The sequence below is a fragment of the Halorubrum sp. C191 genome, assembly GCF_002727095.1.
GTDB classification, from domain to species: Archaea; Halobacteriota; Halobacteria; order Halobacteriales; family Haloferacaceae; genus Halorubrum; species Halorubrum ezzemoulense.
This window is the reverse complement of sequence record NZ_NHNZ01000085.1, coordinates 13400-39879: the sequence shown is the minus strand read 5'-3', so window position 1 is coordinate 39879 and position 26480 is coordinate 13400. Positions and strand designations below refer to the sequence as shown.

The window sequence follows — 26480 nt, the reverse complement described above, 5'->3', positions numbered from 1 at the left end:
AAGGACCCGGTGAAGCGGCGGTGACGCTCAGTCGTCCGCGAGCGACGCGACGTCGAGCTCCGCCGCGTCCTCCCGGCGGACGGTCGAGCGGTTCGAGCGCGGGTCCTTCTCGACGGTGACCAGCTCGTCGGCCGCGCCCACCAGCTCGTCGTCGTGGCTCACGATGACGATCTGGCGCACGCCGAACCCGCGCATCTCCTCGACCAGCCGGACGAGCCGCGAGACGTGCCCGGAGTCGAGGAACACCGTCGGCTCGTCGAGGATGAGCGGCGGCGTCGGCGCCGCGCCCTCGATCCCCTCCGAGAGCAGCCGGTAGATCGCGCAGCGCAGCGAGAGGTTGAAGAGGGCGCGCTCCCCGCCGGAGAGCTGCTCGGGGTCGAGCGGCTCGCCGTCCTTCTGGTAGACGGTGAGGACGTACTCGCCGTCGAGCTCGATGTGCGAGTAGGCGTCGTTCCCGTAGACGAGCTCGAACGTCTCGTTGAGCGTGCGCTCCAGCTCGGTGACGTTGCGCTGGCGGAGCTCCGCCCGCAGGTCGCCGTACATCGTCTCCAGCTCGCTCGTCTCTTCGTGGAGCGTCTCGAGCGCGTCCACCCGATCGCCGAGCGCTTCGCGCTCCTCCCGGAGCCCCTCTAGCTCGCGGATGTCGCCTTTCACTCCGCCGATCGCGTTCTGAAGCTCCTCTCTCCGCTCGTCGAGTCGCTCGAGCTCGCCGGCGACCCTCTCGAGGTACTCCACCGCCTCTTCCTTCCGCTCTTTCGCCGTCTCGACGGCGGACTCGTCGACGGCGTCGGCGAGCTCGTCGCGCCGCTCGCGCTTGTCCGCCAGTCGGTCGCGCCGCTCGTCGTTCACCTCCGCCAGGTTCTCGCGCTTCTCGCGGCGCCGCTCGATCTCGTCTTCGGCGTCCGCGATCGCCGACAGGCGCTCCTCGACCGCCGTCACCGCCTCACGGGCGTCCGCGACCGCCTCCAGATCGGCTTCGAGTTCCTCGACGCGCGCCGCGGCGGCCTCCGCCTCCTCGCGCTTCTCCGCGGCGACCTCACGCGTGTCCTCGGCCTCAGCGCGGAGCTCGGCGGCGCGCTCGCGTTTCTCCGCGGCCTGCTCGCGCTTCCGCTCCGCCGCCGCGCGCTTCTCCTCGGCGCGCTCTTCGAGGGTCGCGATCCGCTCGTCGATCTCGTCGAGTCTGTCCGCCGCGCTCGCGAGCTCGTCCAACTCCGCGACCTGCTCGTCGAGGTCGCCCTCGCGCTCGCGGGCGGCCTCCAGCTCGGATTCGAGCTCCGCCACTCGCTCGCGATCCTCGTCGATCCCGCTCGCGTGCGGCGAGTCCTCGACCGACTGGCCGCACTCCGGGCACTTCCCGGCCGCGAGCAGCGCCTCCGCCTCCTCGACGCGCTCGCGGGCGTTCTTCAGCTCCGCCGACAGCTCGGCGATTCGCTCGCGGATTTCTCCCCGCTCGTCGCGCAGCGTCTCGCGCTCGTCGGCGACGCCGTCGCGGTCGACGTCGGCGGCCGCGAACCGTTCGCGGAGCTCCGCCGCCTCCTCGCGGAGCGTCCCGATCGACGACTCGCGCTCCGCCGCCTCCTCCGCCGCCGTCTCGGCCTCGTCGTCAAGGTCGTCGGCCTCGGACTCGATCTCCTCCGCGCGCTCGGTGCGGTCGTCGGCCTTCCCGGCGAGGTTCGTCGCTTGGTTCCGCAGCCCCTCGGCGTTCACCCGCGCGTCGTCGAGGTCCGTGCGGACCGATTCCTCACGGTCGTCGAGTTCCGCGCGCCGGTTCGCGACGGCCGCCTCGGTCGGCGCGTCGAGGCCGGCGTCGTCGAGTCGGTCGTCGATCGCGGCCTCGACCTCGGCGATCCGCTCGCGGGCCTCGCCGATCGCGTCGCGGTGGTCGTCGCGATCGCGCTCGGCCTCGCGGATCGCGGCCTCGATCTCGTCGATCTCGGCCTCGACCGACTCCAGCTCCTCCCGCTTTTCCGCGTGGGTCTCCAGCGTCTCCGCGGCCGCGTCGCGCGTCTCCTTCGCCTGCTCCCGCTGGGCCTCGTACCGGTCGATGTCGTCGGTGACGTCGCCGAGCTCGCCCTCAAGCTCGTTGAGCCGCGCGTGGAGGTCGCGGTCCTCCTTCGCGGCGATCTGCTCGTCGAGCTGGTCGAGCCGCCCGCGGCGGTTCTCCAGCACGTCCTCGACGCCGAGCCGGGCGTCACCGGCGCGCTCGCGGTACTCCTCCAGCTTCCCGAGCTGGAGGAGGTCGTCGATCGTGTCCTGCCGCTCCCGGGGCGTCGCGTTGATCAGCTTGTTCACCTCGCCCTGCCGGACGTACGCGCAGTTGACGAACGCCTCGGCGTCCATGCGCAGCAGTTCGGTGACGAACTCGCGGACGGCGCGCGCGCCGTCGCGGGCCACGTCGCTCCCGTCGGTCGACTCGAGCGTACACTTGTGGTCGATCCGACCGTCGTACGATTTGAGTCGCCGCTCGACCCGGTAGGAGACGCCGTCGTGGGTGAACCACAGTTCGACCTCCGTCTCCTCCTCGCCGTTCGTGATGACGTCTCCGAGGGTCCCGTCGAGCGCCTTCGACCCGTACAGCGCGAAGAAGCAGGCCTCAAGCAGCGACGACTTCCCGCTGCCGTTGAGCCCGTGGATCACGGTGACGCCCTCGGTCAGCCGCAGGTCGGCGTCGCCGTACGGCTTGAAGTTCGCGAGGCGGACGCGGTCGAACTTCACAGGTAGTCCTCCATGGAGACTTGGCCATCCGTCGACGCCGGGTCGGAGTCCTCGGGCTCCGCGGCCTCCGGCTCGGTGTTCGGCTCCGTCGGCTCCGACGCGTCGCCGTTCGCTTCGGCTCCGCCGCCGTCCGATTCGTCTCCGTCGGCGTCCGATTCGGCTCCGTCGCCGCCGGCCTCGACGGCGTCGAACGCGTCGAGATCACCGTCTCCGTCCAGCCGCTCCTCGACCCTGCGTTTCACCGTCTCGCGGACGTTCGCGTCGGAGACGGTGTCCTCGCGGACCGCGCGCTCCACGTCGCGCGCGGCGGTCGAGAGCGCCATCTCGTCGAGTCGGTCGCGGACCGCGTCCTCCGGGTCGGCGAAGCTCACGTCCACCTCGCCGTCGGCGTCGACCTCGCGCCGGTCGACGACGCGCGCGATGAGCGCGCCCTCGTCGGTCGCGAACTCCTCGACGGCAGCCGGCGTCACCGGGTCACCCTCCCCGGTGATCTCCACGTGGACGACCGCCTCCGCGAGGTCGAACTCGCGCACGCGCTCGCGGACCCGCGACTCGCCCTCGCCCTCGCGCAGTTCGACGGAGACGAAGACGAACGGGCGCGTGTCGAGCGCGCGGCGCCGGATCTCCACGCGGTCGTCGCCGCCCGCCGTGTCGGCGTCGAAGACGACGAGGTTGTAGCCGCGGCCCTCGCGTTCGCTCGCGCTCGCGCGCTCCGTCGACCCGGGGTACGTGACCCACGTGTCTGCGACCTCGGCGGTGTCCGGGGTGTGGTTGTCGCCGAGGAGCATCGCGTCGAAGGCGACGTCGCTCTCCGTCAGCACGGTCTCGGTGTCCCAGTCGGCGTAGCCGAACGGCTCGAAGAGACCGTGCGCGACCAAGGCGGCGTAGTCGGCGTCGTGGTCGGCGAAGGCGTAGTCGAGGTCGTCGCGCCGCGAGACGGGGACGTGGTCGAGGCCGTAGAAGGCGGTGTCGCCCACGACGACCGGCTCGTCGCCGAGCCGGGTGGCGAGCCCCAGCCGCTCGAAGAGGTCGAGCCACTGGCCGCCCCGCGTCGACTCGTGGTTACCGACGACTGCGAGGAAGGGGATTCCGGCGTCGTCGAGCCGACGGAGGACGGAAATCGTCCCCATCAGGTCTTGGAGGTCGGGCCGGCGGTCGTGGAAGAGGTCGCCCGCGTGGACGACCGCGTCGACGCCGCCGTCGACCGCGTCGTCGACCACGGCCTCGAAGGCGTCGAGGAAGTCCTGGCGTCTGACCGGCGAGTGGTACTGCGAGTACCCGATGTGGGTGTCGCCGGTGTGGATCACCCGTGTCATCTGTCCGCGTCTTGGCCGGTGTCCGGCTTAGGGATTCCGGGGCCGGAGCGGAAGTGATCGCGCTCGGCGCCGCCGTCTCGGTCGCCGATGCTGTCTTGGTCGGCGTCGCTCCCGGCGTTCGCCTCGCGGTCGTTTCCGGGGGCGTCGCCCGCCGCCGCCCGCCGGAACGACCGGTACGCGGCGAGCGCGCCGCGCCCCCGCTCGACGGCGGCGTCGTCGTCCGCGCGGTCCGCGGCGTCAATCGCTTCCGCCAGCCCGTCGAGCCCGATCGCGTCGACGAATCCGGCCGCGCGCCGGAGGTCGGATCGCGCGGCGTCCGCCTCGTCGATCACGGCGACGTACGGACGTCTCGCGGTGTCGGTTCGAGTCGCGAGCGCGGCCAGCGCGCGCTTGACGGCGGTAGTCGAGACCACGGGACGACTGCCGCGGTATCGCCGATAAATCGTCGCACGCGGGCGGTCCGGGCGTCAGCGTCGGCGGCGGATCGGGCGGTCCGCGCTCAGATACCCAGCGAGTACAGCCGCTTGCGGGCGTCAGTGAAGGAGAACCGCGAGTCGACGACGTCCTCCTCCTCGAGCCGCGACAGCGCGTACCGGACCGTCCGGGGCGGGAGCAGCGTCTCCTCGGCCAGTTCGCTCTGCGTCAGCGTGTCGTTGTAGTCTAACACCTTCGCGACCAGCTTGGCGCTCGGCGGCAGGTCGCGAACGGCCGCCCAGCGGTCCGCGGTCCCGTCGTCGGCGGTGACGGCGTCGGTCGTGCTCATTCGTATACCGATCCTTGGCATGCCGGATAATAATATTTACTATCCATTTTGATTACTACTGGGAATTATTTCCCGTCAAACCTGCGAATCAGCGTAGACCCGGACCGCCGTCGTTCGGTGGTTCGCCGGCGGTACGGCCGCCATCGTGCCCCCACCCGAAGCCTCTTATCCGCGAGACCCTTTAATAAACACAATGAGCGATACGGTCGACGACGTCGACATGCCTTACGAGGGCTCGGCGTCGAAACAAGAGAAGATCGACTCCTTACAGGAGCGGCTCGACGTCCTCGAGTCGCAAAACGAGGAGATGCGCGACAAGCTCCTCGACGCCAACGCGGAGAACAACAAGTACCAGCAGAAGCTCGAGCGGCTCACTCACGAGAACAAGAAGCTGAAGCAGTCCCCGCTGTTCGTGGCGACGGTCCAAGAGATAACGCCCGACGGCGCCGTGATCAAACAGCACGGGAACAACCAGGAGGCGCTCACCGAGATCACCGACGAGCTGCGCGAGCAGCTCGACCCCGACGACCGCGTCGCGGTCAACAACTCGCTTTCGGTGGTCAAGAAGCTGGAGAAGGAGACCGACGTCCGCGCCCGCGTGATGCAGGTCGAACACTCCCCGGATGTCACCTACGCCGACATCGGCGGGCTCGAAGACCAGATGACGGAGGTCCGCGAGACGGTCGAGATGCCCCTCGAACACCCCGACATGTTCGAGGATGTGGGCATCACGCCCCCGAGCGGCGTGCTGCTGTACGGCCCGCCGGGCACCGGAAAGACGATGCTCGCGAAGGCGGTCGCCAACGAGACGGACGCGACGTTCATCAAGATGGCCGGCTCCGAGCTGGTACACAAGTTCATCGGCGAGGGCGCGAAGCTGGTCCGGGACCTGTTCGAAGTCGCTCGCGAGAACCAGCCCGCCGTCCTCTTCATCGACGAAATCGACGCCATCGCCTCGAAGCGGACGGACTCGAAGACTTCGGGCGACGCTGAGGTCCAGCGCACGATGATGCAGCTACTCAGCGAGATGGACGGCTTCGACGAGCGCGGCGAGGTCCGCATCATCGCCGCCACCAACCGCTTCGACATGCTCGACCCCGCGATCCTCCGTCCCGGCCGCTTCGACCGGCTCATCGAGGTTCCCAAGCCGGAGACCGAGGGCCGCGAGATCATCTTCCAGATCCACACCCGCAACATGAACCTCGCCGACGGGGTCGACTTCGCGGAAATCGCCGAGCTGACACCGGACGCCTCCGGCGCCGACATCAAGGCGATCTGTACTGAGGCCGGGATGTTCGCTATCCGCGACGACCGCACGGAGGTCACGCTCGACGACTTCCTCGAGGCCCACGAGAAGCTCCGGCAGGACGAGGAGACGAACGCCGACGACTCGCTGGCGTTCGCCTGAGACCCGGACGACCACAGATCGAGACCCGCCGATCGCTGTTTTCACCTCTCGGTCGTTGACGAAAGCGCCCCGCTACAGCGCCGTGACGGCTAGGTACGGGACGACGAAGACCAGCAGGAACACCAGTCCGACCGCGATACCGTAGCCGGCGCCGACGCCGGCGAGCGCGAGCCACCCGTCGTCGAGCGCGTCAGCGATGTACATAGCGGAGGGATCGCCGCCCGGAACTTAAATCCGCACGCTCACGTCCGGCGTGGACGCCTCGCCCCGCCGGCCCGCCGCGTCGATCGCGGTCACACGTCCCCGGCCATCGCCCGGAACAGCCCGTCGGCGAGGGCGTCGCGGTCGACGGTCTTCGGCTCCTCCCCGGTGGGGTCGAGCTCCGGTTCGATCGTACCGCCGCCCATCCGGGAGTGCCCCCCACCGTTCCCGTTGTCGACGTCGTCCAGCACGGCCGCTATCGCGTTACCCATGTGGACCCGGTCGTCCCGCGAGCGTCCCGAGAGGTGGACGGTCTTGTCTCGCTCGCCGATCACCACGACCGCGCTGACTCCTTCCAGCTGGATGAGTTCGTCCGCGGCCTGCGGGATCGCGTCCACGTTGTTCACGCCGCCGACGTCCGCGACCGCGAACGACCCCTCGATGCGACGGCCGGCGATCGCCCGGGCCTTCACCTCCAGCACCTCCGCGTCGACCGCCGGGTTCGCGATCCGGTCGAGCCGGTCCTGATCGACGCCCGGATAGAGGTACGCGGCCGCCGCGAAGTCGGGCTCGCTGGCGCCGACGGTGAGGTGTTTCGTGTCGGCCAAGATACCGTACAACAGCCCGGTCGCCGTGTCCGTCGACAGCGTCAGGTCGCTCCCGGTCTCGCTCGCGTGTTTGTCCGGCGGGACGGGGACCGCGTCGTTGTCCTGAAAGTACTCGGCGACGACCGACGCGCTCGCGCCGTAGTCGGTCCGTACGTCGGTGAACGATCCACCGGCGCCGTCGCCGGGGTGGTGATCGACGACGGCCATCGGCAACACGCCGTCGGCGCCGGCAAACCCCCGCGGCTCGTTGTGGTCGACCAAGACGACCGATTCCGACGCGAGGTCGCTCACGTGTTCGATCGGCTCCAGTTCCAAGTCGAGGACCGTCCGGAACGCCCGGTTCTCCTGATGACGGATCTGACCGGGGTACTGGACGGTTGCGTCGACGTCCACCTGATCGGCGAGCGAGGCCACGCCGACCGCGGCCGACATCGCGTCGGGGTCCGGGTTCGGGTGCATCAACACCGTTATCTCGTCCTCGTCGGCCAGCAGCCGGCGGAACCTGACTCCAGGCGTCCGGCGGGCACGGAGCACGACGAGCCCCACGGCGACGACGATCAGGACGATGAGCGCCCCGGCGACGGCGATCTCCGGGTTCTCCCGGACCATTGCCTCCGCCTGCGAGAGTCGGTCGCCGACCGCGCTCATCGCTCGCATGCGTTGTGTCGAGTCGCTCCCGACACATGAAGGTTCGTTACCGTTCTGACGGAGTGAAACCGACGGAACCGACCGCGGTCGGACGACGACGGGCCGAACCGGCCGCCGTCCGTCCGAGACGCGCTACTCGGTCCGCGTCCGGTACGCTCGCACCGCGTCGCGGTAGCCGGACCGGAACGTGGGATGAGCGAACTCGTAGCCGAGCTCGCGGAGCAGCGCGTTCGAACAGCGCTTGCTGGTTCGGATCCGGCGCTCCGCGGCCGCCGAGAGGTTCCCCGCCGCGATCCGCTCGTCCTTCGACAGCTTCTCCGGGCGCCGGACGCCGCAGGCGTCCGCGAGCCAGTCGGCGAACACGTGCTTGCCGACCGGCTCGTCGTCAACGACGAGGACGACGCGGTCGCGTGCGCGGTCCGTCTCCAGCAGATGTCGAATCGATCCCGCGGCGTCGTCGCGGTGGACCATGTTCAGGTAACCGGCCGTCACCGGGCCATCCACGTACCGATCCAGCCGGTAGCGTTCCGGCCCGTACAGCCCCGCGAACCGGACGACGGTCCCGTCGATCCCGGCGTCGGCCGCGCGCTCCGTCGCGATCCGCTCGGCCTCGGCGAGGACGCGGGTCTTCTCCGTGGTCGGGTCGACCGGCGTCTCCTCGTCGACCCACCCGCCGTCGTGGTCACCGTACACGCCCGTCGAGGAGGTGTACACGAGCCGGTCCGGCGGCGCGGCCCGCGAGCCGTACTCGTCGACGACGTTCGCCAAGCCGTCGACGTACACTTCCCGGGCCGCGTCGGCACCGCGGCCGCCGGAGCTGGCCGCGAAGACGACCGCGTCCGCGTCCGGTAGCGCCGAGAGCGACTCGGGATCGGTCGCGTCCGCCCGGACGGCCTCGACCCCGGAGCCGACCGCGTCGACCGCGTCGAGGCCGGCGTTTGACCGGCGGACACCGACGACCTCGTGGCTGCGGGCGTCGAGCTGTTCCGCCAGCGCCAGCCCGACGTAGCCGCAGCCGACGACGACGACTCTCATGGCTTCCGACGCTCGATGACCGCGAGTATCTCCGCGAGCTGGCCAAGAGTTAATCTGGTCCGCCCCTCCAGCGCCTGTTGGACCTCCTGCCCGGTGAGGTCGGCGTCGATCCGCGCGGCGATCGCGTCGACGTCGAGGACGGCGGTCGCCATCCCCATCAGGAGGTGATCGCGCACCTCCGCGACCATCGCGTCGGCGTCGCGCCCCGGCTCCGCCGCCGCGAGGACGGCCGCCGCGTCCGCGAGCGAGAGCGCCGCGACGTCCCCGTCGCGGACGGCGCTCGCGTCCGCTTCCGTCAGGCCGACCTCGCCGACGAGCCGGTCGCCGTCGACGCCCGACGCGGCCTCCGTGACCAGCGTCTCGAAGGCCGCGAGTAACTCCGCCGCCGCCGGTTCGTCCGCGTCGACGTCGGGCCCGCTTCCGCGGTCGTCAACGACCTCGTGGAACATACTCCCTCTGGGTCGCGCCGTCGCAAAACGCCTGCGGTCGGTCGCGTCCCGGCGCTTCACCGCCCGCGTTCTCCCTCCCTCCCTCAATGCTCCGTACACTCGTCCCCCTCTCCGGGCGACGCGCTCAGCGATCCCGGACACGGCCAGCCGCCGGACGTCTCCTCGCGCGTCCCGTCGACGTCGCCGACGCCCGGCGGCCCGGCGGGGACCGCGACGACGACGACCGTCCGCGCCTCGAACGCGACCGGCTCCGTCGCGCCGAGCGCGACCGACTCGCCGTTCACATCGACGCTGACCTCGTCGGCTTCCCGGACGTACTCGAACGGGCGGTCGGGCGTCCCGACGTTCGCACGAAGCGCGAAGCGCGGGTACTCTCCGCGCACCTGAACGTTCCACGCGTTGACCGTCGCCACCCAGTACCCGGGGACCGGCGCGACGGGGAGTCCCGCGCCGACGCTCCGAACGGGCTTCGGCACCCGCTCGTCCGGCACCGACGCGACCGCCTTCCGGGCGCGGGACTCGATCTTCGACTCGACTCTGTCTCGACGAATCGTCCGGGACGCCGTCGTCGTCGCGTCGACGAAGCGAGCCGGGACGCGGACCGCGTCCCGTCCCGCCGCCTTCCGCGTCTCCACCCGGAGGTGCGCCGCGAGGCCGAGCCGTTCGGCCCTCGACAGCGACCCGACCCGGGCCGCCTCGCTCGCGACGCGGTTCGGGTACTCGCCGTCGCCGACCGCGACGGCCCTGTCGCCGAGCGAACCGTACTCGGACGCGACGCTCTCTACGACCGCGTTCCGCTGCTCGCGCGAGAGGTCGGTCCGTTTCGCGAGCCGGTCTTGTAACGCGTCGTCGACGCGTCCCAGCGAGGCGTCAACCCGTCCGGCGAGCGCGTTTCGGTCGGCCCGTAGGTCGTCGTCGTCGGCCGCCGCGAGGGCCTCGTCGGCCGCGAGGAGCGATCGCCCGGCGACGCCGAGACGGACCGTGTCGTCGGTGCCGAGAATCCGGTCGGCGATCCCGCCGGAGACGTCGCTGTACGGGAGCGTGGCGTAGTTCACGTTTCGAGCCGCGAGCGGCCTCGTGGTCGTGCCGTCGACGCCTTCCACGCGCTCGCCGTCGACCGCGGTCCGCGGGAGATACCCCGGCGACCCCTCCGGAGCGAACGTGACGGCGCCGGCGGGCCCCTCGTCGCCGACCGCGTAGGTCCCCGGGTCGCGTGCGGCCTCGCGGCTGGCGATCACCTCGCCCACGGGCGGTCCACCGAACGCGTCGTTCACGCGGTCGAGAACTCCGTTAGACGCCGCCTTCCTGTCGTCCGACGCCGATTCGAGCTCCCCGATCACGGCGTCGAGATACGCGACGCGGGCGGCGACGCGCCCCCGGTCGACCGCGCCGTCGTACCGCCTCGGGGCGTCGCGTAGCGCGTCGCGTCGATCGCGCACGGCCGCGGCGAGATCGCCGTACGGCGTCGACTCGCCGACCGCGGCGTCGGCCATCGACGCCTCGGTCTCCAGGTCGCGGACGCGCTCCGACAGCGTCGAGATGTCCGCCGCGATCCGGCCTAGGTCGGCGCCCGATCGGTCGCCGTACACGACCGTCGACCGCCTCTCGTCGCCCCGTTCGACGGCGTCGCGAGCCATCCGATCGACGTCGCCCGCCGTCTCGACGTTCAGCTCTGCCCTCGCGGCCGCCGGCGTGTCGGCGAGGTCGGGCCCGGCAACGTCCCGGTCGGCGGCGCCGAACGTCGCCGTCGGCCCGTCGGGGGCGTCGTCGCGCGGCGCGTACGTCCCGGTCACCGACACGCGGACGCGGTACCGGTCCGTCGCCTCGTCGCTCGTCACGGCGCGGTCGACGCTCACGTCCTGTACCGTTCCGTTCGGTCCCCGTTCGACGACCCGTCGCTCCCACGTCGCTGTCGCTGCGCGCTCGACGACGACCTCCCGAGTCGCGCCGCCGAAGGACACCGACTCGCCGGCCGACACCGTCTCGCCGTCGGTTCCCGTTCGGAGGTCGCTCCCGTCGGCGACGCGGACGCGCTCCGTCCGCGACGTGTCGACCCGCCGCCAGGGCTCTCCGAGCTGCGACCGGGGACGACCCGGGCTCACGGGACCGCCCTCGACGACCCGCGTCGCCTCCGTCTCTAGGGTCGCCTCGACTCGGTGGCTCGCCCGCACGATCGATTCGAGGTCGTCGTGGACGCGGGTCGCGGCGCGGTCGGCCGCGTGCCCGACCTCGACCGACGCCGTCTCGCTCGTCGGATCCGTGGCCGAGTCGAACGCCGCGTCCTCGCTCGTCGCCGCGTTCCCGTCCGAGGCCGTCCGCTCTCTCTCGGTCTCCGCCGTCGGCGTCGGCGCTCCGAGGACGGCGTCCGTCCAAGAGGCTTCGTCGACGCCGGTCGGCGACAGCAGGTCGGTCACACCGGTCCGGGCGGTCGCTCGCGCGACGCCGCCGCGGGCGTCGGGATCGCTCGTTCCGAACACGTCCCGCTGGACGCGGACGATCCCGGCGTTCGTCGACAGCTCCACGTGGCGGTTCGCGACCACGTTCTCGACCGGTGCGCCGGCGTACTGCCCGTACCCCCGGGCCCACGCCATCGCGTAGAGGCTGGCCGTGACCTGTCGCCCGAGTCCGGGCCCCTCGACCGGACCGCGGTTGAGTCGGCGCTCGAACCGCTCGGTCCGCTCGTGAGCGGCCAACGTCGGCACCGCGACGGTGACCGTTCGGGACCGCGTCCGGTTCACGACGGTTCGCCCGTTCCGGGTTGCGGTCGTCGCGACGCCCTCGAACGTCACTCGCGTCGCGGTCCCGTTGGCGACCCGCTCGACGCGGACCCGCTCGCGCGCGGCGACGAGGTCGCTCGGCGACTCGACGGCCGGTAGCGACGCGGTCGCCGTCACGGTGCCGATGTCGCTCTCGACGGCACCCAGCGCCTTCGATCCGGCGACCGCGAGTCGGATCCGGAACGCGTCCTCGAAGGCCGATCCCTCCCGGACGGCCTTGGCCGCCGCTCCCGGTCCACTCGGTGGCCGCGTCACCGGCTCCGCCGCCGCCTCGTGGGCGGCCTCCCGGGCCGCGCTCCTGAGCGCGGCGGTGGCGTCGGCGTCGACTCGCTCGACGGCGCGTTCGACGCGGCGGTCCTCGCCGACGAGCCCCTGCTCGGCGAGTCCGGCGGCGTACGCCGAACTCGTCACGAGCAGTAGCACGCCGACCAGCGCGAACGGGACTCGCGCCCGCTCGTCGACCGCGAACGTCCGGCTCCGTCGGCCGGAACCCGCCCGACCGGAGTCGCTGCCCTTCACGCTCACCACCTCCGAACGACGATCCGGACCGTAGCACCCGCTCCGCGTCGGTCCGATTCCCCACTGCCGTCGACTCCTGCCGGAAGCGGCTGTCTGACGACCGCGACCCCGACGGTGGCGTCTCGCGGCGGTTCCGGTCCGACGGCGACCACCCGTCGGGTCTCGTCCGCGGTCGATCCGGACGAGTCGGCCGCCGGTTCGGTCGTTCGAAACGCGCCAGGCGCCCGGTATCGCTCCGGCACCCCACCCACTCTCTCCGCCGTCCGCGTCGGCCCGTCGAGGGCAACGTCGACGCGCGTCCGCGGACCGATCCCGGTGTGAACCGCGTCGATCGCGCGGCGGTCGAACGCCGTTTTCGTGCCCCCGTCACCGACTCGTTCGGCGACCAGCGCGAGCAACTCCGCGCGCGTCGCGTGGATTCGTCGGGTGTCGTTCGGCGCGCCCTCGTCGGGATACGCCACGGTCTCGGTCTCGGTGACGAGCCGGTCGGCGGCGTCGGTCGCGGTCGGGCCGTCGGGGCCGCCGGCGTCGCTCGCGCCGAGCGCGACGACGCTCGCGGAGACGCAAAGCAGCAGCACGGTCACGTCGAGGACGGTGCTGGTCACCGCCACACCACCGCCCGGAGCGTTCCGCGGACGTTACGGCCCGGCGCCACGCGGACCGTCACCCGTCGCTCGGCGACCGCGACCGCTTCCGGGGTCCGGACTCCCGGCGGTCCCGGCGCGTCCGGCCCCGACGCGGCCAACCACCGCTCGCCGTCCGCCTCCAGTTCGATCGCGATCGCGGTCCCCGGCGCTTCGACCCGCCGCATCCGGTCCGGGTCGAGGACGCCGCCGACGGTGACCCTCCCCTCGACCCGGTCCAGCGCCGACTTCGCGGCCGACCGACGGTCGTCCGGCGCCGCGTCCGCGAAGGCGCCGGCGTATAGCCCCAACGCGAGTCCGACGACCACCACCGCGACGAGCGCGGCGATCGGCTCAACGGCGGCACGGTCGGCGGTCGGGAACGCCGCGCTCGGCCCGTTCCGAGTCGCCGACGCGCCGGATTCCGTGGAGTCACGCGACACGCGAGATCACCCGACCAGCGTGACCCGGACGTCACCGTAGTGTACGCGCCGGACCGTTATCCGCCTCGGTGCGGTCGTCCACCTCGCGTCCGCCGCTCGCGCACGCTCGGCGGCCGCCGCGAACGACGCCGGATCGTCGAACGCTGCGTCCGGAGGGGCGCCGTCGAGGACGCGCCGAAGCCGGGCGTCCGTCGCCGCGCCCGGCGTCACCCCCGCTGTCGGTCGGACGACCGGGGTGATCCGCGGGGCATCGAGCGTCGCCCGCGCCGTCCCTCGCTCGTCTCTAAGCGAGACGGATCCCTCCGCGAGCCGGAGTCTGTCCGCCGCGATACCGTGCTCCGCCGTCGCCGGGTACGACCCGTCCGCGACCGAATCGACGGTGCGCGCGACGCCGTCCGCGTCCGGCGGCGGCGACGCCGGGAACGCGGCGGCCACGCCGACGGCCGCGACGCTCACGACGGCCAAGCCGAGCCACGCGTACGTGGCGTCGAGGTGCGTCTCGAACATGGCGCGGCTGGCCGCGCTTTCATACATAAACGATCGGCCCCGAGCGTCGCGGTCGATCGAGGGCCGACTGCCCCACCGATCGGGCTCAGAACAGGAGTCCGGCGCCGGCGAACGCGACGAGGAACGTGGCCGTCGCCGTCGGCAGCGCGATCCCGACCCGATAGGCCACCAACGTCCGGTCGAATCCGCACTCCAGTCCGGTCGCCAGCCCGGTGAGGAGGGCGGCGAGCAACAGCACGTACGTCCCCACGATCCGTCCGAGCACCGGCACCGACAGGGCAGCCGTTCCGCCGGTCCTCGCGCCGTCGCTCGCCGCCCCGCTCCCGCCAGCGGCCACTCCGCTCTCCGCGCCCAGTCCGTCTCCGCCGAGCGCGTCGGCGCCCGCTGCCGCTCCGGCTCCCAGGCTCCCGACATCGGCGGCGTCGATCCCGGTCGCGAGCGCGACGGTCGCTCCACCCACGAGCGGCGCGAACACCGCCGCGGTGTTCGAGAGCGTCCCCGTCACGGTCGCGAGCTGGCGGCGCGCGTCACGTTCGAGTTCCCGTAGCGACTCCAGCTGGTCGGCGAGCTCCAACAGGACGTCGCCGGCGGGACGCCTCTCCCGCGCGGCGACGGAGAGCAGCGCGATCGCCCCGCGAACCCGGGACGACGGCACGTCCGCGGCCGGCCCGCCCTGTCCGAGAAACGCCTCGCGGACGCCGACGCGCAGCGTGTCGCTCCGCCGACCGGCGCGCTCGAACACCTCGCCGGTCGCGCCGTCGAGCCGCTCGCCGGCGTTCGCGACCGCGGTCTCGACCGCGACCCCCTCCGCCACGTCTCCGCCGATCACGGTCATCGCGTCCGGCAGCCCCCGCTCGACGCCTCGGACCTCGGACAGCACCGCGCGGCGGGGTCGCGCGAGGACGAACAGCGCGCTCCCGACTCCGACGCCGACCCCCGCGACCGGCCACGCCCACGGCGCGACGACTCGCGCGGCGACGGCGGCCGCGGCCGCACCGAGGGCGCAGCCGACGACCAACGCGTGGCCGCGTCGGTCCGGCACGTCGGGATGGTCTCCGCCGATCTGCGGCGGCGGAAACGCCACCGGGCGACGGGAGAGCAGCCACGCCGAGGCGGCCAACAGCCCGCCCGGAAGCGCGATCAGGTACAGGCCGGCGACGAGTCCGGAACCCACCGCGACGCCGGCGGCGGCGCCCGCGGGAAGGAGCGCGATGAGTGCCAGCGGGAGCAGCACGCCGAACGCGTACAGCGCCGAGACCGGCCCGCGGACGGAGCCGACGAACGACGCGAGCCGATCGGTCGTCCCCGAAAGCGTCGCGTCGAGGGCGCGGTCGAGGCACCGCCCGCGGCGCTCCGGCGGCGCGGTCGCCGCGGTCCGGACCAGCGCGGCGGCGCGGTCTATCGCCGGGAACCACGGAGTCCACTCGCGAGCGAACGCTCGAAGGCCGCTCGTCGGCCCGTCCGCACAGCCCCGTTCGTGGCGGGAGAGAGCCGCGGCCAACGGTCCCTCTCCCGTCCGGCCGGCGAACCGCACCGCACGCTCTGTCGAGGGATCGAGCCGCATCCGCAACACGAGCCGCCCGACGAGCCCCGGCGCCGCGCCCAGCGCCCGCGTCCGCCGGAGCGACGCGAGCCACACCGGCGCCCGGTGGACCGCGTGTACGCCGCCGACGGCGGCGGCTAGTCCGGCCGGCGCGGCGACGACCGCGCCGGCAGCGAGCGCCGCGGCCGCGGCGACAACCGCCCCGACGACGACGCCGGCCCGGTACCCGATCGCCACGACGCGCTCCGCGGAAACGCCCCAGCCGAGAAACGCGACGGCCCGCCGAAGTTCTTTCGAGGCGGTCGCGTCGTCTTCTCCGTCGACACGAGCCGATCGCTCGGTCGGTTTCGACCGGTCCTCGTTCATGCGCCGCCTCCGTGCTTCACTCCTCCCTCGCGTGGTCGATCGGCCGGGGCTCCCACGTCTCCGCTCGGATCGCCGGATACGTCTCCCCTGACGTACCGCGCCGGCGAAACGCGTCCCGCCCGAACCGCCTCGCGGATCCGGTCGCTCCGCCGATCGATGACCTCCCGAACCGCCGCGTACGATTCGTTCGTCCCCCCGAGCGCCTCGACGAGTCGACTCTCACCGCGGTCGATCCGACCCGTGCCGACGAGTCCCCGTTCGGTCCGCTCGAACAGCGGATCGAAGCTCACGCCGCCGTCGCGGTCGCCGACCTCGACGATCGACTCCACGCGGTGGTCGTCGAGCACGGCGATCAGATCGGTCGCGGCGAACGACGAGCGGGGGACGCCGAGGTCGGTGACGACGCGTTCCTCCACCCCGGCCGAGTCTTCGCCGTGAATCGTCCCCAGCACCGTCTCGCCGGCGGCACCGACACGCATCGCCTCGTACAGCGCCTGCGCCTCCTCGCCGCGCACCTCGCCGACGCTTATCGCGCCGCCGCCCATCCGGAGCGCCGTCCGAACGGCGTCCGCCGGGGCGAGTTCGGCCCCGTCACCGACGCAGAGTCGCTGCGCGTCTCGCCCGGCGTCCGCGAGAGCGTCTACCGGGAGTTCCGGCGTGTCCTCGATTGCGATCGCCCTCGTTTCCGCGGGCAATTCCCACAGCAGTGAGCCGAGCGCGGTCGTCTTCCCGGCTGCCCGGCCGCCCGCGATAAGCCCCGCTACCCCGCGTTCGACGGCCACCGACAACAGCCCGGCCGCCGCGGGCGTGAGGGTGTCGACGGACACCAGTCGCGCGAGCGTCCACGCCTCCGGATCCCCGCGTCGGAACGTGAACGAGAGCCCGTCGCTGGCTGGGGCCGTGACCGCGGCGACCCTGACCCGACCGGTTTCGGACTCGATCGTCGCGTCGAGCGTCGGCGTGGCCCGCGAGAACGCCCGACCGCTCGACCGGCGGAGCCGCGACGCGAGCGTGGCGGCCCCTTCCGGGGGGAGCCGCACGTTCGTCCGGCACCGCTCCCCGTCGAGCACGACGCGGAGCGGGTTCTCCGCGACCGGCGCCGTCACCGTCGCGTCGCTCACCCTCTCGTCGGCGAAGACGTGTTCGAACACGCCGTAGCCGTGCGTGTGTCGGCGCAGGATCTCCGTCAGATCGGCGACCGGGTCGCCGTCTTCCGCCGCCGCCCGCACCGCTCGTCCGGGGGCCCTGTCGCCGCCGCGGGGGTCGTCGAGCAGCCGGTCTCGCGCCGCGGCCAGCGTCGCTACGGCGTCGGCGTCCAGATCGACCGTCGGCGGCGTGAGGTGGTACGTCCTGAGGGAGTCGTCGCCGTCGTAGAGCCGGACCGTTGCCCCGGTCGGCACCGTCCAGCGATCGACCAGCGTCGCACCCGGCGGCGGCGAGGCCGCGACTCGTGCGGTCGCGGCCGTCGGACCGACGTGGGCCCGCAGGCGATCGCTCAGAACGCCGTCGCTCTCGGGCCAGTTCTCGCCGCCGCCGAGATCCTCCGCGGCCGACAGCAGCCCCGTTTCGGCCGCGATGCGCTTCGTAGGGCCCGCCCGCCCGGCGGCCTCTACCGCGGCGCCGAGCGGGTCGCGGAGGACTCGTTCGGCGAGCCGCTCCTCACGGAACCCGACCCGCTCGCGGAACCGTCCGGCGGCGGTCAGGAGGTCGGCCGCGTGGTCGGCGTACGACCGCTCGCGGCCGCGGTGTCGTGTCCTGATCACGTCGGCGTCGCGGTCGCCGAGCGCCTCCACGACGGTCGCGAGACAGTCGGCGCTCGCGGCGAGGTCGCCGCGTCCGGGACACGCGCCGGCGTCGACGTCGAGTATAACCCTGTCCTCGACGCCAGTTCCCACGGGCTCGCGAAACGCCGGCTCGCACCGACACTCGTCGCGGTCCTCGTCGACCCACGGGAGCGCTCGGAGCGGCGTCTCGCCGGCCCCGTCGGCGAGTTGATCGGTGATACCGAGGTTCATGACGGGCGTGCCCGCGGTTTGATATATAAGTCGTCGGCCGTCCCGCCGTTCCGTTCCGCCGCGTCTCGAAACGATCCGCGTCGTCCCGGTCTGCCCTGTCGTAATCTATTCTGCCCCGCGCCGTCGCGTCCCTCCGCCCCGGTCTACCCCGCTCGGTTGATCCGGACCGTCGGCCCCTCGTCGTCGACGTACCGGAGCCGAATGCGGTTCGTCCCGCCCGGGCGAAGTTCGATCGGTCCGCCGCCGAGATCGACAGTCACCTCCACCGGTCCCGTTCCGACGCGGACCGTGCGCTTCGGCCGGTCCTCGACGCGGTACGCGAGCACGACGCCGCCCGGCCTGTCCGGCGGCTCGACGAGCGCGACGCGGTCGACCTCCGCCGCGGCGAACCCAGTCGGGACCCGGAAACGCACCGTCGCCTGCGCCGCCAGGGCGGGGTCGTCTACGGGCGACGATCCGGCGACTACGCCGCCGATCGCCCGCTCCAGACGGTCCGCCTCGGCGCCGATCCGGTCCGCCGTCGTCGCGGTCCGGGCCGTCTCGATCGCGGGCATCGACGCCGTCAGCAGCGCGACTGCCACGAGGACGGTGAGGGCCACGCGGATCACGGCTCGCTCACAGCGACTCCCGGAGGCGGTCGAGCGCGTCCGTCGCCCACGCCCCGCCGTCGCCGTCCCCGGCGGCCTCGTCGGTTCCGCTGCCGCCGGTACGCGGTCCGGACCGCGAGCGATCGTCCGGCAGGGCGGCGTCGAGGGCGCCCTCCGACGGAACGGTGTCGTCGGCCCGCTGCCCGTCGCTCGCACTGCTCTCGCGGCCGACACTGCCGCCGCTCCGCTCGTTCTCCCGCCCGGCCTCGGTCGCTCTCGCGAGCGCGAGGTCGGCCCGGCGCTCGACCTCGCGGTTGACGGCCCGGATCGCTCCGGCGTAGCCGCGGACCGCCTGCGTCGCCGCCTCCAACTCCGCGACGCGCTCCTCGAGGTCGTCGAGCCGCGACTCGAGTCGCTCGCGCTCGGCCGTCGCCTCTGCGTCCGCGGCGGCGTCGACCGGCCGCGCCTCGCTCCCGGTCACCGCGCGCTCGACGGCGCGGAGCCGAGACTCGATCCGGTCGTCCGGTCCGTCCGCTCCCGTCGGCGTCGCGTCCGTTTCCGCGTCCGTCGGCTCCGCGCCCCGCGCGTGGTCGGTCATGCGGCCTGTTGCCCACGGTCTCACTCTTAAACGTCGGGGAAAGGATATTATCGGGGGAACCGGTACGTCTGGGCATGAAAGCAGTCCTCCTCGGCGTCGGACAGGCGGGCGGCAAGCTCACGACCGCCCTCGCGGAGTTCGACGCCGACGCCGGCTACGGCGCGGTCCTCGACGCGATCGCTGTCAACACCGCCGCGGCCGACCTCGACCCCCTCCCGCTCGAAACGGTCCTCGTCGGGCAGTCGCGTGTCAACGGTCACGGCGTCGGCGGCGACAACGAACTCGGCGCCGAAGTGATGGACGAAGACGCGGTCGAGGTGTTGGACGCGCTCGCCCCGAAGGTCACCGCGGAGGCCGAGGCGGTATTCGTCGTGGCCGGCCTCGGCGGCGGGACGGGCTCCGGCGGCGCGCCGGTCCTCGTCCGCGAGCTGAACCGGGTGTACGACGTACCGGTGTACGCCATCGGCGTCCTCCCCGGTCGCGACGAGGGGACGATGTATCAGGTGAACGCCGGCCGGTCGCTCAAGACGCTGGTCCGCGAGTCAGACGCGACGATCCTGCTCGACAACGACGCGTGGCGCTCGGCGGGCGAGTCCGTCGAGGGCGGCTACGAGGCGATCAACGCCTCGATGGCGAAGCGGATCGGGCTCGTCCTCGCCGCCGGCGAGGCGGTCGAGGGCGTCGCCGAGTCCGTCGTCGACACGAGCGAGGTGATCAACACGCTCCGGGCGGGCGGGATGGCCGCGGTCGGGTTCGCGTCGGCGCCCGCCGCCGAGGACCCGCAAGAGAACGTCAACACCGTGACGAGCGCGGTCCGGAGTTCGGTGATGACCGGGCTGTCGCTGCCGAGCGCCACCGACGCCGACGCCGCCCTCGTCGCGGTCGCCGGCGACCCGGACCGGATCTCCCGGAAGGGCGCGGAGAAGGCGCGGAAGTGGCTTCAGGAGGAGACGGGGTCGATGCAGGTCCGGGGCGGCGACTTCCCGCTCGACTCCGACCGGATCGCCGCCTTGGTCCTCCTCGCGGGGGTCGAGCGCTCGCAGCGCGTCGAGGCGTTCTTGGAGCGCGCTCGGCAGGCGGTCCGCGACGAGCGCGAGGAGAAGCCCGACCCGGCGGCCGCGTTCGAGAACGACGAGATCGACGACCTGCTGTGAGGCCCCCGCCCTCCCGCGCGGCGCGGCTCGGGGCTCCGGGGCGGGATAGCTTCCGCACCTTTTTGTTCTCGCCCGGTGGAGTCTCGGCCGATGACTAACCCGTGGGACGACTGGGACCACGTGCTGAAGGTCGACCCCGACAAGGACCTCCGGGCGGGCGAGACCTTCGAGGACGTCTGCCGGACCGGGACGGACGCGATCGAGATCGGTGGGACCCTCGACGTCACCGCGGAGAAGATGACCCGCGTGGTCGACGCCGCCGCGGAGTACGACGTGCCGCTGTACCAGGAGCCGTCGAATCCGGGAGTCGTGATCGACTCGCCGGCGCTCGACGGCTACCTGATCCCGACCGTCTTCAACGCTGGCGGCCCCTTCTGGATAACCGGCGCCCACAAGGAGTGGGTCCGGATCGACGACCTCGACTGGACCCGGACCCACACCGAGGCGTACATCGTGTTGAACCCGGAGGCGTCGGTCGCCCAGCTGACGGAGGCCGACTGCGACCTCAGTGCCGACGACGTGGCGGCCTACGCGAAGGTCGCGGAGCGCATGTTCGGCCAGGAGATCGTCTACGTCGAGTACTCGGGCACGTTCGGCGACACGGAGAAGGTCGCGGCCGCTCACGACGCCTTAGACGACGCCACGCTCTTTTACGGCGGCGGCATCCACGACTACGAGTCGGCCAACGAGATGGCCGCTCACAGCGACGTGATCGTCGTCGGCGACCTGCTCCACGACGAGGGCGTCGACGCCGTCCGCGAGACGGTGAAGGGCGCGAAGGACGCAGGGGACTGAGGGGGACGGGTCGGTCCGTCGCCAGTTAGTCGGCCGCGTACCCGTCCAGCATGTTCTCGACGTACTTCGCGATCACGTCCACCTCCAGGTGCACCGGGTCGCCGACCGACTTCTCCGAGAGCGTCGTCAGGTCGTAGGTCGTCGGGATGACCGCCACGTCGAACTCGCCCGCGCGCTTCTCGGCGACCGTCAGCGAGATGCCGTCGAGCGTCACGGACCCCTTGTCGACGAGGTAGTCGTCGTGTCCCTCCGGAGTCGCGAACGTGAACCGCCAGTCTTCTCCGACGCGCTCGATTCCCGTCACCTCGGCGATGGTGTCGACGTGTCCCTGGACCACGTGGCCGTCGAACCGCCCGTCGGCGGGCATCGCGCGCTCGACGTTGACGGCGTCCCCCGCCTCGATCCCGCCGAGGTACGTCTTCGCGACCGTCTCGCTCGCGAGGAACACCGAGAACCAGTCGCCGCCGTCGGTCGTGCCGCCGTCGTCGCTCCCGTGCTCCTCGACGGTCAGACAGACGCCGCTCACGCTTATCGACTGGCCGTGGTGGAGGTCGTCGAATCCGTCGACGCCGATCCGAAGCCGGAGGCCGTCGTCGGTCTCGGTCCGCTCGCGGACCGTACCGGTGCCCTCGACGATGCCGGTGAACATACCGGAACTGGGGGCGGGCGACGGATATCGGTTCTGGGTCCGGCCGGGATCTGGGAGTTCGACCGCCCGTCGTCGCGGCCGGGCCCCTTTTGCCCCCCGGGGATCAACGGAGGGTCGATGCGACTCGGAGTGCTGGACATGATCGGGCTGGCGGCGTCGCTCGTCTTCGCGCTCCCGCTCGCGAACTACGCCGTCGTCCGCCTGTTCGCCGGCGAGGTCGCGCTCGGCGCCGGCCTGCTCGTCGTCGCCGCCGCGATGGTCGTCCTCCCGCAGTACTTCCTCGACCCCGCCACCATACTCCGACGGCTGCTCTCGGGACTGTTACCGCGACAGCTTCGTGGAGACGACGACGCCGCCGGCTCCGAGGGCGATTCGGTCGAAAAGTGACTCGGCCCGGCTCTCACTCCCGCCGCCGGGCAACGATCGCGACGACGAGCACAGCGAGCCCGCCGGCGACGACCCCGAACCCGGGCGCTTCGAGGCCGAGGACGCCGTCGCGTTCCTCGAATCCGATCTCCTCGTCGACGACGAGCACCTCGCGCGCGCCCGACCCGTTGACCGCCTCGTTCCCGCCGACGGTCAGCGTCGCGCGGTCTCCGTGGGTCGTCCGACGCAGATCGAAGGCCGCGCTAGCCGTCCCGTTCTCGACCGTCGCCGCTTCGGTCATGAGGAAGCTCGGGCTCGCGTCGCCGTCAGAGCGGATCCGGAGGGTCACGGTCTCGCCGTCCTCGGCGGTCACCGGAACGCTCAGCTCGGTCTCCGCCGGGGCGACGACGAGATCGGCCGCCTCGATGTCCGCCTCGGTGACCGTGACGGCCTCGGCCGACTCGCCGTCGGTCGCGCCGTCCCCGCTGCTTCCGTCGCCCCCGCTTTCGTCGCCCGTTCGGTCTTCGACGACGAGCGTGGCGACGTCCGCGGGGTCGCCGCCGACGAACAGTTCCGCGTCGTAGCTTCCGGGAGCGATCGCCTCGCTCAGGGTCGTCTCGTAGTCGATCTCCACCGCGCCGCCGTCGGCGGCGGTCAGCGGGGCGCCGCTCCCGCCGGTTTCGGCGTGGGTGAAGACGAGCGTCGTGACGCCGTCGCCGTCCGGCGTCACCGTGGCGCGGAGTTCGTATCCGACCTCCTCCTCGTTGCCGACGACGACCTCGAACGCGTCGACGCCGTCGGTCTCGACGGTGAACTCGGCGCTCCCGTCCTCGCTTACGGTGACGACGCCCGCGCCGAGTTCGGCGGTTCCGTCGGCGGCCGCGACGCCGCTCCCGGCGACGACGACCCCGACGAGCGCCGTCGCGGCCACGAGAACCGCCACCGCCGTCGAACATCTACGCCTCGCGATACGCCAGACCGATTCGGACCCGGCGGTGGCGCCGGATCCGACGGAGGGCTCGGATCGCATGCGTATCGGGCTTCGGCGGGAGTCTCAAAAGCGCGCCGATAGCGCAAAGACCGGTCGTAGCTACCCGCCGCTCACTCCCGCTCGCGCGGCGCGATGCCGAACGGATGCTCCGCCAGTATCTCGTATCCGTCTTCAGTGACGAGGACTAGGTCTTCCAGCCTGACGCCGCCGATATCTGGATCGTAGACGCCGGGCTCGACGGTGACGACGTGTCCCGGACGCAGTTCGCCCGCGCCCGACAGCGACGGCCTCTCGTGGAGGCTCACGCCCACGCCGTGGCCGGTGCCGTGGGTGAAGCCGGCCTCGCCCTCCCCGGCGTTCGGGTCGAAGCCGTAGGCGGCGAGCTCCGCCGCCGCCTCGCCGTGAACGGTCTTCGCCGGGACGCCCGGCTCGACCTCGTCGAGCGCGGCCTCGCGCGCGGCCTCGACCGCGACGTACGCCCGCCGCGCCCAGCCGCCGTCGCCGTCGACGACGAACGTCCGGGTCGCGTCGCCGTAGTACCCGTCGGGACCGCGGGGCGAGACGTCGAGCAGTACGGTCTCGCCCGGCCGGACCGGGTCGTCGCCGACGTAGTGGAGGTCGGCCGCCGAGGGACCGGCGCCGATCACGGTGTTGCCCGCGTCGCGGACGCCGCGCGCGGCGAGGGCCGCGTTCACCTCGCGGCGGAGTCGCTCCGTCGTCAGCGGATCCCCGTCCCACCGGAGCGGGGGTCGGCGGTCGTCGTCGGCCCGCCCGGCCGCCGTCTCCTCGCTCCCCTCGTCGACGGCCTCGCAGTCGGTGAGGACGGCCTCGGCGCGGGCGATCCCGGCCACCGTCGCGCGCTGGACGCGCCGGATGCGGTCCCGCTCCGCCGGCGTCTTTCGCGCCCTAGCGGTCGCGACCGCCTCCGTCGACGCCGGCTCGAACCCCGCCCGTTCGAGGTACACCGCGGCGTCGTGCGGAATCGACGCGGGCGTCAGGACTCCTTCCCCGTCGCCGCTCGCTCCGCCCGCGAGATCCGCGGCGGCCGCGGCCGCGCGCTCGCCGGCGTGGTCGCCGACGCGCTCCGTCCGGACCTCGCGGGCGACCCCGTCGTGGAAGCCGACCTCGTCGTCGGTCGGCCCACCGCTCCCCGATTCGTGGGACACCCGCGCGCTCGCGACGAACTCGCGTTCGGCCTGCTCGCCGAACAGGGCGGGCGCACAGAGGACGGCGCGGCCGACGGTGTCGGCGGTCGCTTCGCCCGTCGGGACGACGACCAGCGCGGAGGGCCTGTCCGGGCCGGCGAAGCGGGAGAGGTAGCGCAGGTCGCCGTCGAAGCGGTCGCCGACGGCGACGAACGCGGCCGCGTCGGCGTCGCGGACCGCCTCGACGATTGGTCGGAGGTCGGTCCGGAGCGGGCGGGGATTTTTTTCGCGGTCGATGGCGGCCGCGTCGTCCTCGCTCACGGCTCGGGCTCTGGCACCGCCAGCTCCGCCTGGACCTCCTCGACGAGTTCCTGGGCCGGCTCCTCCCGGAGCTCGTTGAACAACAGGACGCTGATCGGCAGCGTCGGCGCACCGCTGATGAGGCTCTCCATGATCACGAGCCGCTCGCGGGCGCGGGACATCCCGACGTAGAAGACGCGGCGCTCGTTGTCGGTGAGGACGGGCACGGGACTCGTCGACTTCGTGAACTCCTCGACGCCGTCGACGTCGGTCGGGTCGTCGATGGAGGCCGCCATCTGCTCGACGACCTTCTCCGTGAGGTCGGTAGCGACGAACACGTGGTCGGCCTCGCGGCCCTTCGCCGAGTGGATCGTGCCGACGCGGACGCGGGTCGGGTCAGTGCCCTGGTACTCGCCCTCGAAGTACGCGCCCATCGACTTGCGCTGGAAGCTCGTTACCTTCCGGACCATGTCGTCGGCGCTGGCGGTGTCGGGCATGAACGGGATGTACTCGTCGAGCGTGTCGGCCGCAATGTCGATGTCGGCGACATCGTCGGAGTCGGCCGCCTCCTCGCGGTCGTCGAGGAAGTCGTAGAACTCCTCGCGGTCGTGGGTCCCGAACGCCGACTCCTGGAGCATGTCCGCCAGCCGCCGCGCCTCCAGCCCGGTGACCGGGTCGCCGGCCTCGGCCTTCTCGATCGCGCTGACGTAGTCCTGGACGCGGTCGGTCCACATCCGCCCGTCGGTGAGCATCGTGAACGGGATGCCGTGGTCGATGAACTCGTCGATGAAGTCGAACATCTGGTACCGGGCGCGGAACAGGCACATCACGTCGCCCTCGTCGTCCTCGACGGTGTACCGGACGTTCCGGACGAGCTCGATCATCGACGGCGACTCGATCGCCTCGACGGAACCGCCCTCCGTGCGCGGGTGGAGGTCCTTCTCCTGCCGCTTGTCGATGTGGCGGATCTCGGCGTTGACGACGTTGAGGATCTCCGAGGGGAGCCGGTAGGAGTTCGGGAGGACCACGTCCTCGTCGACGTCGGTGTCGAGGAGGAGGTCGGGGTCGGCCCCCTGCCACGCGTAAACGACCTGGTCGTCGTCGCCGGCGATGAGCACCTTCTCCATGTGCGGGCGCCACTCCTCGAAGACGTTGTACTGGAGCGTCGTGATGTCTTGGAACTCGTCGATGATCAGGTAGTCGACGCTGGGGACGAGCGAGCGCTGCGCGACCCGTTCGAGCATGTCCGCGAAGCCGACGAGGTCGTTTTCCCCCTTGTACGTCCGCCACGCCCGGATCGTCTCGGGGATGTCGATCCGGTCGTCGTCGGAGGGCCACGTCGGCGTGTACTTGTTCCCCTGCTGGGCGTTGGGGTCCTCCTCGGGCGGGAGCCGGACCTCCTCGACATTCCACTGGAAGGGCACGTCGTACCAGTCGGCCACGTCGCGCTCGGTGCGCTGGAGCCACTGCGAGGTGGCGATGATCTTGTTGCCGATGGTCGTCGACCGCGCGGTCCGGCGACCGGCGCCGCCGTGCTGGTCCTCGAACTCGATGCCGTACTCCTCGCAGAACGCCTCCTTGTCGTCCTCGCCCACCACGTCGCCTCGCGAGAGGTCGAGCAGCTCGTACGCCTTCGCGTGCATCGTGCTCACGTTCCCTTGGAGGCTGCGCGGGGAGATGTCGAGCCGCTCGGCGAGCCGTTCGCGGATCTCGGCGGCGGCCGCGCGCGTGTACGAGACGACGAGCACGTCGCGCACGTCGGCGCCCTCCTCGTCGAGGATCTCCTCGACGCGGTCGAGGAGCGCGGTCGTCTTCCCGCTCCCGGGCCCCCCGAACAGCCGCGTCACCGTGGTATCAGTCATTATTACCTCCAGATTCCGGTTCTCCTTAAACGCCGTGGCTCGGTTGCCCTCGATGCGCGCGCCGGACCGCGGCGGCAGAGCGTCGCGTCATCGTCCG

At 72.1% G+C, this 26480-nt stretch carries 24 protein-coding genes; 4 read left to right on the top strand and 20 right to left on the bottom strand.

The genetic code is table 11. The annotated features are described in order from the left end of the window. Positions 1-27: 27 nt before the first annotated feature. From rad50 to Z052_RS07375, 4 genes are all read right to left on the bottom strand, one after another. On the bottom strand, positions 28-2715 hold the full coding sequence (gene rad50 / locus Z052_RS07390) for a DNA double-strand break repair ATPase Rad50 (RefSeq protein WP_094580724.1): 2688 nt from the start codon (positions 2713-2715) through the stop codon (positions 28-30). Beyond that, positions 2712-4031, bottom strand: coding sequence for a DNA double-strand break repair protein Mre11 (gene mre11, locus Z052_RS07385; RefSeq protein ID WP_099288939.1), 1320 nt, complete (start codon positions 4029-4031; stop codon positions 2712-2714). Before mre11 ends, rad50 begins: the two co-directional genes overlap by 4 nt. Next, complete coding sequence (locus tag Z052_RS07380) at positions 4028-4444, bottom strand: hypothetical protein (RefSeq protein WP_094580726.1); 417 nt, start codon at positions 4442-4444, stop codon at positions 4028-4030. The genes mre11 and Z052_RS07380 overlap by 4 nt, the downstream gene beginning before the upstream one ends. An 86-nt stretch (positions 4445-4530) precedes the next feature. Then, a complete protein-coding gene (locus tag Z052_RS07375) occupies positions 4531-4794 on the bottom strand; it encodes a helix-turn-helix domain-containing protein (RefSeq protein WP_049931722.1) in 264 nt (87 codons plus the stop codon). Positions 4795-4987: 193 nt separating this feature from the next. On the opposite strand from Z052_RS07375, the gene Z052_RS07370 reads away from it, so the two are divergent. After that, positions 4988-6202, top strand: a complete 1215-nt coding sequence (locus Z052_RS07370; protein ID WP_094580727.1) for a proteasome-activating nucleotidase — start codon at positions 4988-4990, stop codon at positions 6200-6202. 72 nt (positions 6203-6274) lie between these two features. Here the strand turns inward: Z052_RS07370 and Z052_RS21220 are convergent, their stop codons facing one another. The 12 genes from Z052_RS21220 to Z052_RS07315 form a co-directional block, all read right to left on the bottom strand. Then, the gene (locus Z052_RS21220; RefSeq protein ID WP_254921855.1) at positions 6275-6406 is read right to left on the bottom strand and encodes a hypothetical protein; all 132 of its coding nucleotides are present in this window, start codon (positions 6404-6406) and stop codon (positions 6275-6277) included. An 89-nt stretch (positions 6407-6495) separates the two neighbouring features. Then, entirely contained in the window at positions 6496-7668 is a 1173-nt protein-coding gene (locus Z052_RS07365) for a bifunctional oligoribonuclease/PAP phosphatase NrnA (RefSeq protein WP_049931724.1), read from the bottom strand. 123 nt (positions 7669-7791) lie between these two features. Beyond that, a complete protein-coding gene (locus Z052_RS07360; RefSeq protein ID WP_049931726.1) occupies positions 7792-8694 on the bottom strand; it encodes an NAD-dependent epimerase/dehydratase family protein in 903 nt (300 codons plus the stop codon). Next, on the bottom strand, positions 8691-9143 hold the full coding sequence (locus tag Z052_RS07355) for a DUF5791 family protein (protein WP_086216871.1): 453 nt from the start codon (positions 9141-9143) through the stop codon (positions 8691-8693). Before Z052_RS07355 ends, Z052_RS07360 begins: the two co-directional genes overlap by 4 nt. A gap of 83 nt (positions 9144-9226) precedes the next feature. Beyond that, complete coding sequence (locus tag Z052_RS07350) at positions 9227-12448, bottom strand: hypothetical protein (protein WP_094580729.1); 3222 nt, start codon at positions 12446-12448, stop codon at positions 9227-9229. After that, a complete protein-coding gene (locus tag Z052_RS07345) occupies positions 12442-13050 on the bottom strand; it encodes a hypothetical protein (RefSeq protein WP_049931731.1) in 609 nt (202 codons plus the stop codon). The genes Z052_RS07350 and Z052_RS07345 overlap by 7 nt, the downstream gene beginning before the upstream one ends. Beyond that, a complete protein-coding gene (locus Z052_RS07340) occupies positions 13041-13505 on the bottom strand; it encodes a hypothetical protein (protein WP_049931732.1) in 465 nt (154 codons plus the stop codon). The genes Z052_RS07345 and Z052_RS07340 overlap by 10 nt, the downstream gene beginning before the upstream one ends. A 6-nt stretch (positions 13506-13511) precedes the next feature. After that, positions 13512-14012 carry a hypothetical protein gene (locus Z052_RS07335; RefSeq protein ID WP_049931733.1) on the bottom strand — a complete coding sequence of 167 codons (501 nt, stop codon included), beginning with the start codon at positions 14010-14012 and terminating at the stop codon, positions 13512-13514. 85 nt (positions 14013-14097) lie between these two features. After that, on the bottom strand, positions 14098-15921 hold the full coding sequence (locus Z052_RS07330) for a type II secretion system protein (protein ID WP_099288938.1): 1824 nt from the start codon (positions 15919-15921) through the stop codon (positions 14098-14100). Then, the gene (locus Z052_RS07325) at positions 15918-17936 is read right to left on the bottom strand and encodes an ATPase, T2SS/T4P/T4SS family (protein ID WP_094580731.1); all 2019 of its coding nucleotides are present in this window, start codon (positions 17934-17936) and stop codon (positions 15918-15920) included. Before Z052_RS07325 ends, Z052_RS07330 begins: the two co-directional genes overlap by 4 nt. Before the next feature lie 143 nt (positions 17937-18079). After that, entirely contained in the window at positions 18080-18544 is a 465-nt protein-coding gene (locus tag Z052_RS07320; RefSeq protein ID WP_086216921.1) for a hypothetical protein, read from the bottom strand. Positions 18545-18551: 7 nt separating this feature from the next. Continuing rightward, positions 18552-19121, bottom strand: coding sequence for a hypothetical protein (locus Z052_RS07315; protein ID WP_086216920.1), 570 nt, complete (start codon positions 19119-19121; stop codon positions 18552-18554). Between the two features lie 74 nt (positions 19122-19195). Here Z052_RS07315 and Z052_RS07310 point away from each other — a divergent pair, with 74 nt between their 5' ends. Next, a complete protein-coding gene (locus Z052_RS07310) occupies positions 19196-20275 on the top strand; it encodes a tubulin/FtsZ family protein (protein ID WP_049931740.1) in 1080 nt (359 codons plus the stop codon). 90 nt (positions 20276-20365) lie between these two features. After that, a complete protein-coding gene (locus tag Z052_RS07305; protein ID WP_049931741.1) occupies positions 20366-21070 on the top strand; it encodes a phosphoglycerol geranylgeranyltransferase in 705 nt (234 codons plus the stop codon). Between the two features lie 25 nt (positions 21071-21095). Here the strand turns inward: Z052_RS07305 and Z052_RS07300 are convergent, their stop codons facing one another. Then, positions 21096-21719, bottom strand: coding sequence for a riboflavin synthase (locus tag Z052_RS07300; RefSeq protein WP_099288937.1), 624 nt, complete (start codon positions 21717-21719; stop codon positions 21096-21098). 117 nt (positions 21720-21836) lie between these two features. On the opposite strand from Z052_RS07300, the gene Z052_RS07295 reads away from it, so the two are divergent. Beyond that, a complete protein-coding gene (locus tag Z052_RS07295) occupies positions 21837-22106 on the top strand; it encodes a hypothetical protein (RefSeq protein ID WP_049931745.1) in 270 nt (89 codons plus the stop codon). Positions 22107-22119: 13 nt separating this feature from the next. On the opposite strand, the gene Z052_RS07290 is transcribed toward Z052_RS07295, so the two are convergent. The 3 genes from Z052_RS07290 to Z052_RS07280 form a co-directional block, all read right to left on the bottom strand. Further along, positions 22120-23028 (bottom strand): BGTF surface domain-containing protein, encoded by a 909-nt coding sequence (locus tag Z052_RS07290; RefSeq protein WP_241897916.1) that lies wholly within the window; start codon positions 23026-23028, stop codon positions 22120-22122. A 158-nt stretch (positions 23029-23186) separates the two neighbouring features. Further along, positions 23187-24542 (bottom strand): Xaa-Pro peptidase family protein, encoded by a 1356-nt coding sequence (locus tag Z052_RS07285; RefSeq protein WP_099288935.1) that lies wholly within the window; start codon positions 24540-24542, stop codon positions 23187-23189. Further along, positions 24539-26383: a UvrD-helicase domain-containing protein gene (locus tag Z052_RS07280; protein WP_049931748.1), complete on the bottom strand. Its 1845-nt coding sequence runs from the start codon at positions 26381-26383 to the stop codon at positions 24539-24541. The genes Z052_RS07285 and Z052_RS07280 overlap by 4 nt, the downstream gene beginning before the upstream one ends. Positions 26384-26480 lie beyond the last annotated feature (97 nt).

What these genes read in the sequence shown, in the direction of transcription:
- Z052_RS07355 (WP_086216871.1), bottom strand. Translation starts at nt 9,143, where the DNA reads ATGTTCCACGAGGTCGTTGACGACCGCGGAAGCGGGCCCGACGTCGAC.
- Z052_RS07335 (WP_049931733.1), bottom strand. Translation starts at nt 14,012, where the DNA reads ATGTTCGAGACGCACCTCGACGCCACGTACGCGTGGCTCGGCTTGGCC.
- Z052_RS07325 (WP_094580731.1), bottom strand. Translation starts at nt 17,936, where the DNA reads ATGAACCTCGGTATCACCGATCAACTCGCCGACGGGGCCGGCGAGACG.
- Z052_RS07365 (WP_049931724.1), bottom strand. Translation starts at nt 7,668, where the DNA reads ATGCGAGCGATGAGCGCGGTCGGCGACCGACTCTCGCAGGCGGAGGCA.
- Z052_RS07295 (WP_049931745.1), top strand. Translation starts at nt 21,837, where the DNA reads ATGCGACTCGGAGTGCTGGACATGATCGGGCTGGCGGCGTCGCTCGTC.
- Z052_RS07375 (WP_049931722.1), bottom strand. Translation starts at nt 4,794, where the DNA reads ATGAGCACGACCGACGCCGTCACCGCCGACGACGGGACCGCGGACCGC.
- Z052_RS07310 (WP_049931740.1), top strand. Translation starts at nt 19,196, where the DNA reads ATGAAAGCAGTCCTCCTCGGCGTCGGACAGGCGGGCGGCAAGCTCACG.
- mre11 (WP_099288939.1), bottom strand. Translation starts at nt 4,031, where the DNA reads ATGACACGGGTGATCCACACCGGCGACACCCACATCGGGTACTCGCAG.
- Z052_RS07360 (WP_049931726.1), bottom strand. Translation starts at nt 8,694, where the DNA reads ATGAGAGTCGTCGTCGTCGGCTGCGGCTACGTCGGGCTGGCGCTGGCG.
- Z052_RS21220 (WP_254921855.1), bottom strand. Translation starts at nt 6,406, where the DNA reads ATGTACATCGCTGACGCGCTCGACGACGGGTGGCTCGCGCTCGCCGGC.
- Z052_RS07305 (WP_049931741.1), top strand. Translation starts at nt 20,366, where the DNA reads ATGACTAACCCGTGGGACGACTGGGACCACGTGCTGAAGGTCGACCCC.
- Z052_RS07280 (WP_049931748.1), bottom strand. Translation starts at nt 26,383, where the DNA reads ATGACTGATACCACGGTGACGCGGCTGTTCGGGGGGCCCGGGAGCGGG.
- Z052_RS07300 (WP_099288937.1), bottom strand. Translation starts at nt 21,719, where the DNA reads ATGTTCACCGGCATCGTCGAGGGCACCGGTACGGTCCGCGAGCGGACC.
- Z052_RS07370 (WP_094580727.1), top strand. Translation starts at nt 4,988, where the DNA reads ATGAGCGATACGGTCGACGACGTCGACATGCCTTACGAGGGCTCGGCG.
- Z052_RS07330 (WP_099288938.1), bottom strand. Translation starts at nt 15,921, where the DNA reads ATGAACGAGGACCGGTCGAAACCGACCGAGCGATCGGCTCGTGTCGAC.
- Z052_RS07315 (WP_086216920.1), bottom strand. Translation starts at nt 19,121, where the DNA reads ATGACCGACCACGCGCGGGGCGCGGAGCCGACGGACGCGGAAACGGAC.